Below are 13,918 nucleotides of genomic sequence, written 5' to 3' on the forward strand. Positions count from 1 at the left end.
CCTTGCCACCGCGAACGCGGCCCCTGCCAGGGGTCACGTCAGCGTGCGTGCGAACTGCGCTGGTGTCACGTGGTATTGCTGCTTGAAAGAGCGGATGAAGTGGCTGCTGTCGGTGAAATGCCAGCGCGCGGCGGCCTCGGAGACGCTGAGCCGTGATCCGGGGGCGGTGAGGGCCTCGGCCGCTTCCTCCAGGCGTCGGCGGCGGATGTAGGCGCTGAACGACTCGTCCAGACTCGCGAAGGCCCGCTGCAAGGTGCGTAAGGAGACGTGCAGTTGCGCGGCGATCGCGGCCGGCGACAACCCGGCGTCGGTGAGCCGGGCATCGGCCAGGTCCTTGGCCGCTTGTGCCAGCGCCGGGGTGAAGGTGGGCTCGCGGTCGTCGAAGTGGTCGAGGACCAGCCCCTTGGCCAGTTCGAGCAGGGCGTTGCGGGACGCGTGCGCGCCCGCCGGGCTGAGCTCGCTCAGGGTCCGCTGCACCATGCTGGTGTGTGCCATGAGGATCTGCGCCGCGGGCGAGGTGGCCTGGCCGGTGCGCGGTGTACCGGCGACCAGGGGCCGCAGAGCGTCGCCGGGGAAGATGAAGATGCGGGTGCCGATCACGGGCGTGGTGTGAAAGTGATTCTCCGTCACACAGTGGTGCATGAAGTAGGTACCGGCCGAGACGTACGCGTCACCGCCCTGATCGTGCGGGTCCTGCAGGGCCACTCCGCCGCGCAGCCCGACGTACAACCTGATGGAATCGTGCTCATGTGTCCCGACTGCCCGGGTGCTCACCGGTGAGGACGCCCAGAGCTCGTTGATGGCGGTGTCCTCCAGGGTCACCGAGCGCATCGTTCCCTGGAAGCCGTCGACGGTGGAAGCGCTGAATTCCGGCAGCGGGTACAGGTCTCCCATACGGTCGTTCCAGGTGTCGATGAACGGCTCCCACGTTTCCCGGCCGGTGCCGGTGGAGCCGGCGTCGACGGTGAACGTGCCCATCCTGTCGCCCGGTCCAAGGAATCGCGGCCTGCTCTTCATGTGTCCTCCGCGCCGATGAAGATGTCGCCGGAATCCCATCTGGTGTCGCAAAGGTACACGCTTTCGACACACGGCCGTTCCTACGCTTGGCTGCGCTTCACCCCCACACACAACGATCTACCGCGACCTCTCGGGCGAAAGCAGAAAAGACCATGAAGGCAGTGCGTTTCCATCAGTACGGCGACCCCGACGTCCTGCGTTACGAGGACGTGGAGCAGCCGGTTCCCGGCGCCGGGCAGGCGCGGGTCCGTGTCGCGGCGACGTCGTTCAACCCGGTCGACGCCACCATCCGCGCCGGCTTCATGCAGGGGCCGATCCCGGTGACGCTGCCGCACACGCCCGGCATAGACGTTTCCGGCACGGTCGACGCGCTCGGCGAGGGCGTGTCCGGCATCCAGGTCGGTGACCAGGTCATCGGTTTCCTGCCGATGGCGGGGACGGGCGCCGCCGCGGAGTACGTCCTGGCACCGGCCGAGGCACTGACGCCGGCGCCCAAGAGCGTCGCGCTGTCCGACGCGGCCGCGCTGCCGCTGGTGGGCCTGACGGCGTGGCAGGCGCTGTTCGAGCACGCCAAGCTGACCGCCGGGCAGCGCGTGCTGATCAACGGCGCGGGCGGAGCGGTCGGCGGCTACGCCGTGCAGCTGGCCAAGCAGGCCGGCGCCTACGTGATCGCCACGGCCGGCCCGCGCAGCAGCCGGCGCGTCACGGCGGCGGGCGCGGACGAGGTCATCGACCACACGGCCGCCGACGTCATCGCGACGGTGAGCCGGCCGGTCGACGTCGTGCTCAACCTCGCGCCGGTCGAACCGGAACAGTTGGCTGCGCTCCTCGGTCTGATCCGCCCCGGTGGTGTCCTGGTGAACACCACGGTGTGGATGCCCGCGCCCACCGACGAGGAGCGCGACGTACGCGGCATCGACCTGTTCGTCCGCAGCGACGCGGAGCAGCTGTCGCACCTGGTGGAACTGGTCGACCGCGGCGAGCTGCGCGTCGAGGTCGCCCGGCGGGTGCCGCTGGCCGAGCTGCCGGCCCTGCACGCCGACGCCGCCGCGGGCGCGGGCGCACTGCCCAGCGGCAAGGTCGTCGTCACACCCGGCGACTGACTCCTGCCCGACTGGCCCTTGAGGAGACGACCACGATGATCCCCGACGACGATCCGTCCCGCTCACTGACCGTGGCGAACCCCGACGCCCCCGGCACGACGTACATCTCGCTGGTGGGGAACACGTACGCCATGCTGGTCACCGGCGAGCAGACCGACGGCCGGTATTGCCTGATCGACATGCGCGTCCCCGACGGCGGCGGCCCGCCGCCGCACCGGCACGACTTCGAGGAGATGTTCACGATCCTCGAGGGCGAGATCGAGTTCACCTTCCGCGGCGAGAAGCACACCGTACGGGCCGGGTCCACGATCAACATCCCGGCCAACGCGCCGCACAACTTCCGCAACGCTTCGGGTGCGCCGGCCCGCATGCTGTGCATGTGCACCCCCGCCGGCCAGGACGAGTACTTCATGCGCATCGGCGATGTCGTCGCGGGCAAGGACGCGCCGCCACCGCAGCTGTCGGAGGACGAACTCGCGGAACGCCGCCGCCGCGCGGCCGAGTTGGCCTCGACCTACCGAAGCGAGTTCCTGTAGCCCGCGTGGCCGGCATGCCCGGCACCTGTCTGCCGACGATCACCGAGCCCGGGCCGCTTTCGATACGAGTTGCTGGCCGACACGTTGAGCTATCCGGCTCGAGGCCGGTTGGTCGCGCACCAATACTCCAGGTGGCCATGAGCCCCACGGGTAGCTCGTGTGCACCGCGTCAACGGGCCTGGCTCCGGAGGCGCTCGAACCTCTCTCGACGTCTTGCTGCCACCCGACTCAGGCTCAGAGAGGTCCGCCGGCGGGCGTCGACGCCGGCCAACTCAACGGATGCGAAGGGCTGGCCTGCACGTCAGGGCAGAGCAAGGAGCGGAGGTACTGACCGGCGCAAGACGATCCCACGACCGCGACGGGGTCGAACGCAGTGATCCGCGCGTACGTCGCTCCCTGCCTCTTCGCCGTCCCTCGCTCGTACTGCCGGACCGCGTTGGGCCGGTCGCCGAGCGTCTCGAACACCTTGGCCGTACTGGAGTGGACGGTGGCCTGGGCGCTCCCCTCGCCAACGCCCAGAGCAGCACTGCGCCGTCGGCACCTGCCGGCGAGCGCGGCGCGGGCGCGGGCGGCGTCAGCGAGGGCGGCCTGACGCCGGCCAGCCGGCCGAGCCAGGGCTTCCACCTCCCGGTGCTGCTGCGGATCGCGCTCTCCGACGTACCGGCGGACCGGGCGGGGGTAGGCAGCGGGGCGCTGGTGACCGCACAGCAGTCCTCGCCGGCCGTGGGGGTGGCGACGCCGGCACGCTCTTCCTGGCGGTGTCGCCCGGGCTGGGCACGGGGAACGCGCTGGTGGTGACGCTGCTCGTGCAGCTCGGGGTGGTGGTGGCGGGGCTGCTGAATCCGCGGCTGCCCCGGGTGGTCGGCTGAGACGCGGGTACTCGGCCGGGAGCTGAGCGGGACCGGCCGCACCCGGTACGGCAGCAGGGCCCGGACCACGCCTCGCGGTCCGGGCCCTGCCCCGTGCGGTGCCGCCCTGCGGCGGCGGTGCGTCAGCTCTGTGCGGTGTCGTCGCCCGTCTGCCCGGCGTCCTCGGCTGCGCCTGCCCTCTCGCGCATCTTGCGCACCAGCTCCGCCTTCTGGTCGGCGGCAGCCTGGCGGTCGAGGTTGCGGTGCGGACCGTTGTTCTGCCGTTCGGCGCGGGACAGCTTCTTGCGCTGGCCGCCGCCCATGCCCACGGGGTTGTTGATGTTCTTGCTCACGGGTTCTCCCGGAATGATGTGAAGTGATCTACGGATTCATCGGTGGGGGACGGGCGCGGCGACGTCGAAGGACGTCAGCAGGGGCCCATCACACTCTCACTCGTAAATCGGCGTCTGGAAGAACATGACCATGACGTTACCCGGTTCCGTCGGCCCCGCACACCAACTTTTTCGCCGCCCCGGCGTCGGTGGAAGACCTCCCGGGCCGCATAGCGTTTGAGGCAGCGGACGATTTCGCGCCGGGTCTTGCCCTCCTTGATCCGGCGCTCGTAGTAATCCTGAGTGCGCGGGTCGACCCGCAGACGGGTGAACCCGATGCCGTGGAGCGCGGCGTTGGCCTGCCGGTCGCCGTCGCGGTCGCGGTCGCGGTCGAGGTCGAGGCGACGGAACTGCCGGCGTCCCGAGGAACGCTCGACAGGGCTGACCCCGCACAGCGCGGCGAACGACGCCTCGCTGTCCAGCCGTTCCGGGTTGTCCCCCACCGTGATCAGCAACGTGACCGCCGTGTCCGGGCGGATCCCCGCCCCGTCGAGCAGCTGCGGGGCATGGCACTCCACGAGCGGGCAAGTCGAGCGGATCACCCGGTTCGTCCACGAGTCGCCAACTTGGCAGCTTTTGCGCTCTTTATGAAGTATCGGGGTTGACGTAAAGGTGACTTGACGCCTGGTGGACAGGGCGAACTGCTGACCTCGGCATCGGACGGCACCACGCTGTCCTCCCATGAGAGACATGAACAACAGGTGGCGCCGCAGGGTCCGCCCTCCCCGGCCTCGGCATACGGCGGCGACCGCCGCCCTCGTGGCGCTCGTGGCCGGTCTGACCGCCGCCCCCGGCGCCGCTCAGGACCTAGGCCCGCACACCGGGCGAACGGAAGCCGCCGCGCAGACCGGAGCGGCCCGGACGCAGATCATCTCCCGGCATCAGCTCACCCTGATCACTGGCGACCGCGTCACTCTGGAGACGGACACCTCGGGCAAGCAGAGTGTGTCGGTCGAGCCCGCCGAGGGCCGCGAACGAGTCGCGTTCATCAAGCGCCAGGCCGGTCGCGACTGGACGGTCATACCCGCCGACACGCTCCCGCTGCTCGCGACGGGCCGCCTCGACAAGGCGCTGTTCAACGTCTCCGCCCTGGTCCGGGGCAAGTACGCGCAGCGGTCGAGCCTGCCGCTGATCGTCGAGTACACCGGGGACGCGGGCACCGCCCGGCGACAGCTGACCGCCGCCGGTGCCGACACCGTGCGCCCCATCGGCGGGACCCCCTTCGCGGCCCTCGGCGAACACCGCGCGGACGCCGCCGGGTTCTGGAAGGGCATCGCCCCCGGTCGGGCGGACGCCACGTCCTTCGGAGCGGGTGTGCGCCGGGTCTGGCTGGACGGCCACTCCAGGATCCAGCTCGACAGCACGGTGCCGCGCATCGGCGCCCCGCACGCCTGGGAGAAGGGCTACACCGGCACCGGCGTCAAGGTCGCCGTGCTCGACACCGGTTACGACCCCGACCACCCGGACCTCAAGGGCCTCGTCACCGAGTCCGCGAACTTCACCACCGAGCCGAACACCGACGACCTGAACGGTCACGGCACCCATGTGACCTCCACGGTCGCCGGTTCCGGCGCGGCCTCCGACGGCAAGTACAAGGGTGTGGCACCCGGTGTGCAGATCCTGTCCGGCAAGGTGTGCACCGCGGACGGCAATTGCGACAACTCGGACATCGTCGAGGGACTGGCCTGGGCCGCCCAGCACGGCGCCAAGGTGATCAACCTCAGCCTGGGCGACACGGACACACCGGAGACCGACGCCCTCGAGGCCATGGTCGACACCGTGACCCGTGACTACGGCACGCTGGTCGTGGCCGCGGCCGGCAACAGCGGTCCCGGCAAGGTCTCCTCGCCCGCCTCCGACGACCGGGCGCTGGCCGTCGGCGCGGCCGAGGAGGACGACGACCTCGCCGCCTTCAGCTCGGTCGGCCCGCGGGTGGGCGACTCCGGCCTCAAGCCCGACATCATCGCCCCCGGCGTCAACGTCGTCGCCGCGAGGGTGGGCGGCACCACCGCCGACGACGGCTATGTCGCGATGAGCGGTACGTCCATGGCCGCGCCCCATGTGACCGGAGCCGCCGCCATCCTGTTCCAGCAGCACCCCGACTGGACGGCGGAGCAGGTCAAGCGCCAGTTGATGCAGTCGGCGACCGGCGCCAAGGAGCACGGCGCCTACTTCCAGGGCGCCGGACGTGTCGACGTCGCCCGGGCGGTCGACCAGGACGTCACCGCCGACACCAACGCACTGGACTTCGGGCTGATCCGCTGGACGGACGGCAAGCGGCCTCCGGTGACCAAGAGCATCACCTACCGCAACCCGGGCGCCGCGCCGGTCACCCTTCGGCTGAAGGACAACCCGAGCAGCGGGAAGAAGGACGTGCCCGCTCCCGCCGGCCTGTTCCGGCTCAGCGCCGACACGGTCACCGTGCCCGCGCACGGAACGGCGGACGTCACCCTCACCGCGACCCCGGAAGCCGCCACGACGTACGCCGCCTACAGCGGTGTGGTGATCGCGAGCACCGGGGACGACCAGGTGTCGGTGCGCGTCCCGTTCGGCATGGATGTCGAGCAACCGTCGTACGACCTGCGCATCGGCATGAAGAGCCGCACGGGCGCCGCCCCCGACAACGCCTACCTGCTGGTCAACTCGGCCGACGGCAAGGCGTACGAGGTCGAGGCGCTCGGCAAGAGCAGCACGGTGGTGCGGCTGCCGAAGGACACCTACTCGGTGAGCGGCTTCTACTTCGACGCCTCCTTCACCGAGGGCACCATCGTCGGCGTGCCGGAGGTCGTGATGAGCGCCGACCGGCAGGTGACCATCGACGCCCGGAAGGCGAAGCCCGTCACGGTGTCGGCGCCGAGCCGCTCCGCGCGCATCATGTCGGCCGAGATCGGCACAATCAGCATGGCCGACCAGCTGCTCTCGGTCACCATGAACAACGCGATCGGCACCGACCACATCGACGGTGTGTACGCGGTGCCGACGGCCCGGTACAAGGACTCGAAGTTCACGTACCTCGTCACCAGCGTCTGGGGCGACCGGGCCGGCCCCGACGGGAATCCCTCCTCGGTCTACTACCTCACGCGACCGGTGCACGGCGCCATCCCGGCGGACCCCGCCTACCACCCCCTCAAGTCCGAGCTGGCCAGGGTGAACACCACCTTCGCAGCCACCACGCCGGGCACCACGGCCATGCGCCTCGTCTGGACGTACGTCGACAACATCCGCTTCAGCGGCCGGGCGATGGAGGGAGTTCCGGTCCCGACGCGGCGCGTCGACTACTTCTCGGCGGCCGACGGCCTGCGCTGGCAGACGGCTTTCGACCAGAACAGCTTCCTCGACCCGAACGCGCACGGGCAGAGCTACCTGAGCGACCTGCACGGCTACCGGGCCGGCTCCCAGGTCGAGGAGCGCTGGAACGGCGGGATCCAGGCCGTGGGACTCTCGTCCCAGATGGCCGCCTTCCGCGAGGGCGACACGATGTTCCGGCCCTTCCAGTCGGCCGCGAACGGCAACCTCGACCTGGTGGCCGACACCACGTCCGGCCTGCCCGAGGTGAAGCTGTGGCGCAACGGCGAGCTGGTCTCCCAGGACTGGAGCATGAGCGACGTCCCGGCCGACGCCACCCCCGCCGACTACCGTCTGACGGTCGAGCACGACCGTGACATGGCCCCCAGCTCCGTCTCCACGAGTGTGCGGGCGGAATGGCGGTTCCGGTCGCAGAGCACGGCGACCCGGCAGGCGCTGCCGCTGTACGCGGTCCGTATGTCGCCGAAGCTGGACGAGTGGAACCGGGCCGAGGCCGGCCGCGAGCTCGACATCCCGGTCCTGATCCAGCGGACGGCCGGCGCCCCGGCGTCGCCCATCCGCGTCTTCACCACCGAGGTCTCCTTCGACGAGGGGAAGACCTGGCAGTCGGTGCGGGTCAAGGGCTCCGGCATGGAGCGCACCGTGACCGTGGAGCACCCGCGCCGCACCGCGGGCGGCTCGGTCAGCCTGCGCGTCCACGTCGAGGACGCGGCGGGCAACTCCTTCAAGGAGACCGTCATCAAGGGCTACCTGCTCAAGTAGCCGCCTTCGCGGAGCAGCCACGTCCTCGCGAGTAACTGCTTCCGCGAGCAGCACAGCCCGGCCGCAGTGGCCGGACGGACAGGGACAGGGCCTGCCGGACACGTCCGGTGGGCCCTGTTCGTGTGCGTTGCGGCGTCCGCCGTGCTCAGAGCCAGTCGCGGCGGGCCGCGTGCCAGCCCAGCTGCATACGGGTCGCGACGCCCGCCAGGCTCATCAGGCCCTGGATGCGCCGCTGGACGGTGCGCTTGCTGACCCGCAGCTGTCCGGCTATCGCCTCGTCCGTCATGCCGGCGACCATCAGGGAGAGCAGGTGCCGGTCCTCCCCGACCGGCGAGGCGGCATCCGTGGTGCCGGCGCCGCCGATCTGGCCCTCCTCGGTCACCCGGAGCGGAGCACCGATCTCCCAGTGGTGTTCGAACAAGGCGATGAGCGCGTCCAGCAGGCTGCTCTCCCGCACCACCGCGGCTCGCAGTTCCCGGGGGTTGCGGGACGTGCCCGAGGCGGCCAGCGGCAGGATGGCCACCGAGCGGTCGGCGATCGCCATCCGCAGCGGCAGCACAGGCACCGCCCGGGCGACCTCTCCGGCGCACACGCCCTTGACGACATAGTCCACCGAGTCGGGGTCGTCGAAGTACGCCTGTTCGTACAGGGCCCTGTAGAGCACGCCCCGGTCCAGGGCGTCGAACTCCTCCTGATTGCTCTCCGGGGACATGGCCACGTACTGGGCCTTCACGAACCACATCATCTCGCGGCCGGCGCCGTGCTGGAGCTGGCGCAGATGCTGGCGCAGTGCCGCCGCGCCGGTGATGATCTCGACGGCCTCGCCCGTGTTCCGGGCCCATGCGCTGCGGCGGTGTGTCTCCGCGAGTTCGTAGACGGCGGCCCGGGTCTGTTCCAGGGCGTCGAAGTGGCGTTGGAGCCGGGGCATAAGGGCCACCTGCGGCGGCACGGCCGTGAACCATTCGGGATTGTCCTCGACCGCCGACGCCACGCCCTTGCGCTCCAGCGCGCGCAGCAGCAGCCGCGCGGTCACGACGTCGAGGTCCGAGCGGCCGGAGATGTCCTGAGCGGACGCCGTCCCGGTGGCGACCAGAAGGCGGTACACCTCGCTCTCGTCGGCCGTCAGGCCCACCGTCTCCAGCATGTCGCCACCTTTCTCACATCCGGGCCGCCTCCGCCCGGGTTTCCGCGGGGGGAACGCGGTCGTCCCGGCTGATGATTCCACCAGCCCCTGACCAGGCACCACGACGGTTGTCGCCGGCGATCTGGTTCACCGTGACGGGACGGTGCCGTCAGCATCCGGTGGACCCCGGGCGGGGCCGCTCGAGTGTCGCGGACTGTGGGCCACGGGGTGGCGAGGTTCGTACAGCGGCAGTTCGGCGCCACTGGGCAGACGCACCGCCGTCAGCCTGCCCCAGCGCTGTTCGCTGACCGGGCGGGTGATCTCGACACCCCGCGCACGCAGTTCCCCGAGCGGGGCGTCGAGGTCGTGGCACATCAGACAGAACTCGTGCCGGGGGCGCGCTCCCGGTGGGGTGTACGGCGATCCCTGCCGGGGGCAGCTCGAAGATCAGCCACCCGCCGCGCGCGTCGACACCGGGGAAGGCGAGAACGTCGCGGATGAAGGCGCGGTCGTCCTCCGCGTCCTGGCTGTAGAGGATGACGTCAGCGCCGTTGATCATGCCGGACCTTCGTTTCGCCGAGATGGGACCGTTCGGTCTACGGGGTAGTCACCGGGCCCGACTGGTCCCAGCCGGGTACGAGGTCGTCACGGTGGACATCTTCCCCGTGGACCCGCTCGCCGCAGGTCTCGCACACCGTGTGGGTGACGAGTTCGTGATCCCGGTGCCGGATCCGGCCGGGCGGTGCGGTGACGACCCAGCGGTCGCCCCAGCCGATCAGCTCGCGGGTGATGGCCCCCAGATCGCGCCCGGCCTCCGTCAGGTAGTAGCCGCTGTAGCGGGCGTCGTCCGGCAGCGGGCGCCGTTCGAGGATGCCGCTCTCCACCAGCGCCTTCAGGCGCGCGGCGAGCCGGTCCGTGGGAGCGCCGGTGTTCCTGGCGATCTGCCGGAAGCGGTGGTTGCCGAGCATGACCTCGCGGATCGCCGGCAGGGCCCAGCGGTCACCGATGATCTGGAGGGCCGCGGCGAGGGAGCACGGGCGCCCCGCCATGTCCCGGGGGTCGATGCGTGTGGTCATTGTCCCAGTGTCACCCGACAGGGTTTGATTTCCAAATCACCCTGTGCTTGGGTTGCCTCATGTCCACGCTGCTTCGATTTTCAAAGCACCCTCGGGCGGCCGCCGCAGTCGTCCTGGTGGCCGTCTTCATGACCAACCTGGATCTGCTGATCGTCAACGTCGCGCTGCCCGCCGTGGGAGAGGACTTCTCCGGAGGCGGTGGCGCAGCGGGCCTCGGATCGCTGTCCTGGGTCCTCAACGCCTACGCGATCACCTTCGCCGCGCTGCTGGTGGTGGCCGGGCGTGCCGGTGACCGCATAGGGCAGCGGCCGGTCTTCCTCGCCGGGATCGCCGTCTTCACGCTCGCGTCGCTGGGCTGTGCCCTGGCCCCGAACCTGGGAACCCTCATCGTGGCCCGGGTGGTGCAGGCCGTAGGGGCGTCGGCCCAGATCCCGACCTCCCTGGCCCTGCTGCTGGCGGCGGTGCCGGCCGAGCGCCGCACCCAAGCCACCCGCGGCTGGGCAGCGGTCGGCGGACTCGCCGCGGCCGCCGGGCCCGTCGCCGGTGGCCTGCTGACCGAGGTGGACTGGCGGTGGGTCTTCGCCGTCAACCTGCCCATCGGCATCGCGGCGCTCGTCGTGGGTCGATCCGCGCTGCCGAAGCCGGCCGCGCGGGAGACCGGGCCGCTGCCCGACCTCCTCGGCGCCCTGCTGGTCATCGTCTCGATCGCTTCGCTGTCCGGGGCGCTGGTGCAGGCACCCGACCAGGGCTGGACGAACGGCGAGACCCTACTGCTGCTGGCCGTCGGCGTGATCGGCGGCGCCGCGTTCGTGCTCCGGTCCCTGCGGCACCCCCGTCCGCTGTTCGAGCTGGACCTGCTGCGGCTGCCGCGCTTCGGTGCGGCGAACGCGGGCAGCCTCCTGTTCGGCGTGGCCTTCTCGATCATGCTGCTGTCGAACGTGCTGTGGTGTCAGGAGGTCTGGCACTGGAGCGCGCTGCGCACCGGTCTCGCCCTGGCCCCCGGCCCCGCGCTCGTGCCCGTCGTCACCGTGCTGACCACCCGTGCCGCGCAGCGCTTCGGGCAGGGGCCGCTGATCGCGGCGGGCGGCGTGCTGTTCGCCGGTGGCATGATCTGGTTCGCGATCTCCGCGTCGGTCACCCCGGACTACGCGAGTCAGATGCTGCCCAGCCAGCTGCTGACCGGTGCGGGAGTGGGCCTGGCCCTTGGCACCCTGGTGGCCGCCGGCGTGCACGCGGTACCGGGACACCGTGCGGCGACCGGGTCGGCGCTGGTCAACTCCGTGCGCCAGATCTCGGCCACGATCGGCGTCGCCGTCCTGGTCGCGGTCGTCGGCTCCCATGTCGACGCCACCTCGCATCACGACTTCCGGGTCGTCTGGTACACAGCCGCGGCGCTGAGCCTGGCGACCTCGGCGGTCGGGGCGCAGCTCAGCCGAGGGCGGGGCCAGGGCTCCGAGCGGACGGGACCCGCCGCGCCGAAGGAAGCCGAGGCGGCGGGGCGGGCTCTGCCGCAGACACCCTGACCGGCCGCTGCCCGGCGCGCGAGAGGTGTTCGCCGCCCGGGACGCCGGACGGGCGAGCAGCAGATGGTGCCTCGCACGTGCACGGGGGGCACGCCAACTTGCGGGACGGAGGTAGACGGGCCCACGGCCTTGGGATCGCCTTCACCGACGTGGAGTTCCCCGACTTCTCCATCGACCGAGCGGGGCGCGAGCACGCTGGCACAGCGCGCCGGCCGGACGACTCCCGTCCCCGTCCACCTGATGATGGCGCTGCGCCACCAGGGCTGAAACGGCAGTGCCATGGTCTGGGCTACTGCGTCGGCCTGGGGCGTCGGGGTCAGCTGTCCGATGTGGGTTTCGATGGCGCTCGCTTCGAGCCCGAACGGCCATGCGCCTCCCGGCAACCGCCCGCGCGAGCAGGGTGTTCCCGGGGACCGAGATCAGCCTCCCGGGGGCCGGGGCCGTAGTAGTCGGCGCCCCGGCCGCCGCAGCGGAGTCTTGCCGCCCGGCACAGACCCCTTCGCTGCATGGGGCTGCCCACCATGAACACCCCGTCCGATCGGCCCGAAGGCGGCCGGATACAGTGCGCGCGACGGCAGCCCGGTTGCTTGAGGAGGGGAAGCGTGACCGACACCAGCGAGACCCGATCCGCCGACAGTGCGGCGCACGAGACCCAGCGGAGCCGACTGCACGTCCTGATGCGCTACCTCCCCCTGATCGCCCCCGTCCTGCTGTGGACCGTGCCCTGCTGGCTGTTGCTCCACGCCGGCCAGCACTGGCCGCTCCCTGTCACTCTGGCCGGCACCGCCCTGTTCGCCCTCGGCCTGATCGGTATGCCGCTCGCGATGGTGCGCGGCCACGGCCGACGGCAGCAGGACTGGGCGGCGATCGTCGGGGACACCCTGCTGGGCACCATCTGGGTCCTGTTCACCTGGTCAGTTCTGCTCGGCGTCCTGCTGCGGCTCGCCCTGGCCGTGAGTGGCGTCGGCGACGGCCAGGACCGGGCCCGGATCGTCACCTGGGCGACCCTCGGCACAGCCGCCGTGCTGCTCGCCTGGGGGTACGCCGAGGCCCGCCGGGTACCACGCGTGCGCCGACTCGACGTGCAACTTCCGCGCCTGGGGGCCGGGTTGGACGGCACACGCGTCGCCCTCATCACCGACACCCACTACGGCCCACTCGACCGCGCCCGCTGGTCGGCGCGGGTCTGCGAGACGGTCAACACTCTGCAGGCCGACCTGGTCTGCCACACCGGAGACATCGCCGACGGCACGGCCGAACGCCGCCGCGCCCAGGCCGCCCCACTCGGCACCGTCCAAGCCACCCGGGCTCGGGTCTACGTCACCGGCAACCACGAGTACTACAGCGAGGCCCAGGGCTGGGTCGACCTCATGGACGAGCTGGGCTGGGAGCCGCTGCGCAACCGCCATCTGCTGCTCGAACGCGGTGGCGACACCCTCGTGGTCGCCGGCGTGGACGACGTCACCGCCGAGTCCTCCGGCCTCGCCGGCCACCGCGCCCACCTCGCCGGAGCCCTGCACGGCGCCGACCCCGACCACCCCGTCCTGCTCCTGGCCCACCAGCCCAAGTTCGTCGACCGGGCGGCAGCCGACGGGGTCGACCTCCAGCTCTCCGGCCACACCCACGGCGGCCAGATCTGGCCGTTCCACCACCTGGTCCGCCTCGACCAGCCCGCCCTCGCCGGCCTCAGCCGCCACGGCACCCGCACCCTCCTCTACACCAGCCGCGGCACCGGCTTCTGGGGCCCGCCGTTCCGCGTCTTCGCCCCCAGCGAGATCACCCTGCTCGTACTCCGCTCCCCCCAGCGGCTCCCCTCGCCGTAGCGCTGGGCGGGCCGGCAGTTCCGCCTGGAGATGCTGCCCCTCGGGGGCCTCGCTCCGCTCACGCGACGGAGATCGTGGCGGACGACCGGGTCTCGGAAGTGACCATGTCCCCTGTCACAGAGCCCTTATGAGCCAGGTGTTGGCTGTAGTTGTCTGACGCGGTGGAAGACCTCCCGGGCCGCGTAGCGCTTGAGGCAACGGAACTGCGACGTCCCGAAGAACGCTCGACAAAACTCACCCCGCACAAAGCGGCCAAGAACGCCTCACTGCCCCGCCGTTCCGGGGTGTCCCCCAGGTGGGCCCGTTCTTTGCTCATTCCGCGGGGCCACCGGCGGTCCACGAGCACTCGCTTGCCGTTCCGCGACGAGGTGTCCTCGTAGATCCTCTGACAACTGGGAACGCCGCGTGG

General features: G+C 71.1%; 11 protein-coding genes and 1 pseudogene. 6 read left to right on the plus strand and 6 right to left on the minus strand.

Annotation, left to right across the window (positions count from 1 at the left end; all coding sequences use genetic code 11):
• Positions 1–33 precede the first annotated feature (33 nt).
• Entirely contained in the window at positions 34–1,017 is a 984-nt protein-coding gene (locus ACZ7M2_RS16130) for a helix-turn-helix domain-containing protein (protein WP_471595762.1), read from the minus strand.
• A 152-nt stretch (positions 1,018–1,169) separates the two neighbouring features.
• Between ACZ7M2_RS16130 and ACZ7M2_RS16135 the strand changes: the two genes are divergently transcribed.
• The 3 genes from ACZ7M2_RS16135 (at position 1,170) to ACZ7M2_RS16145 (ending at position 3,454) form a co-directional block, all read left to right on the plus strand.
• Positions 1,170–2,120, plus strand: coding sequence for an NADP-dependent oxidoreductase (locus ACZ7M2_RS16135; RefSeq protein WP_471595763.1), 951 nt, complete (start codon positions 1,170–1,172; stop codon positions 2,118–2,120).
• 35 nt (positions 2,121–2,155) lie between these two features.
• The gene (locus ACZ7M2_RS16140) at positions 2,156–2,656 is read left to right on the plus strand and encodes a cupin domain-containing protein (RefSeq protein WP_471595764.1); all 501 of its coding nucleotides are present in this window, start codon (positions 2,156–2,158) and stop codon (positions 2,654–2,656) included.
• A gap of 480 nt (positions 2,657–3,136) precedes the next feature.
• Entirely contained in the window at positions 3,137–3,454 is a 318-nt protein-coding gene (locus ACZ7M2_RS16145; RefSeq protein ID WP_471595765.1) for a hypothetical protein, read from the plus strand.
• Between the two features lie 193 nt (positions 3,455–3,647).
• On the opposite strand, the gene ACZ7M2_RS16150 is transcribed toward ACZ7M2_RS16145, so the two are convergent.
• Together ACZ7M2_RS16150 and ACZ7M2_RS16155 are read right to left on the minus strand one after the other, a co-directional pair.
• On the minus strand, positions 3,648–3,857 hold the full coding sequence (locus ACZ7M2_RS16150; RefSeq protein ID WP_471595766.1) for a DUF6243 family protein: 210 nt from the start codon (positions 3,855–3,857) through the stop codon (positions 3,648–3,650).
• Between the two features lie 74 nt (positions 3,858–3,931).
• Positions 3,932–4,417: pseudogene (locus tag ACZ7M2_RS16155) on the minus strand (transposase); the annotation flags it as partial.
• 169 nt (positions 4,418–4,586) lie between these two features.
• On the opposite strand from ACZ7M2_RS16155, the gene ACZ7M2_RS16160 reads away from it, so the two are divergent.
• Positions 4,587–7,964: a S8 family peptidase gene (locus ACZ7M2_RS16160; protein ID WP_471595767.1), complete on the plus strand. Its 3,378-nt coding sequence runs from the start codon at positions 4,587–4,589 to the stop codon at positions 7,962–7,964.
• Between the two features lie 145 nt (positions 7,965–8,109).
• Here the strand turns inward: ACZ7M2_RS16160 and ACZ7M2_RS16165 are convergent, their stop codons facing one another.
• Both ACZ7M2_RS16165 and ACZ7M2_RS16170 read right to left on the minus strand, forming a co-directional pair.
• Positions 8,110–9,108: a helix-turn-helix domain-containing protein gene (locus ACZ7M2_RS16165; RefSeq protein ID WP_471595768.1), complete on the minus strand. Its 999-nt coding sequence runs from the start codon at positions 9,106–9,108 to the stop codon at positions 8,110–8,112.
• Between the two features lie 575 nt (positions 9,109–9,683).
• Positions 9,684–10,163: a winged helix-turn-helix transcriptional regulator gene (locus ACZ7M2_RS16170; protein WP_362521457.1), complete on the minus strand. Its 480-nt coding sequence runs from the start codon at positions 10,161–10,163 to the stop codon at positions 9,684–9,686.
• A gap of 59 nt (positions 10,164–10,222) precedes the next feature.
• Between ACZ7M2_RS16170 and ACZ7M2_RS16175 the strand changes: the two genes are divergently transcribed.
• Together ACZ7M2_RS16175 and ACZ7M2_RS16180 are read left to right on the plus strand one after the other, a co-directional pair.
• The gene (locus tag ACZ7M2_RS16175) at positions 10,223–11,686 is read left to right on the plus strand and encodes an MFS transporter (RefSeq protein WP_471595769.1); all 1,464 of its coding nucleotides are present in this window, start codon (positions 10,223–10,225) and stop codon (positions 11,684–11,686) included.
• Between the two features lie 602 nt (positions 11,687–12,288).
• Entirely contained in the window at positions 12,289–13,509 is a 1,221-nt protein-coding gene (locus ACZ7M2_RS16180) for a metallophosphoesterase (RefSeq protein ID WP_471595770.1), read from the plus strand.
• Between the two features lie 58 nt (positions 13,510–13,567).
• Here the strand turns inward: ACZ7M2_RS16180 and ACZ7M2_RS16185 are convergent, their stop codons facing one another.
• Entirely contained in the window at positions 13,568–13,855 is a 288-nt protein-coding gene (locus tag ACZ7M2_RS16185; RefSeq protein WP_471595771.1) for a hypothetical protein, read from the minus strand.
• Positions 13,856–13,918 lie beyond the last annotated feature (63 nt).

This window comes from Streptomyces sp. NPDC111507 (assembly GCF_055638955.1).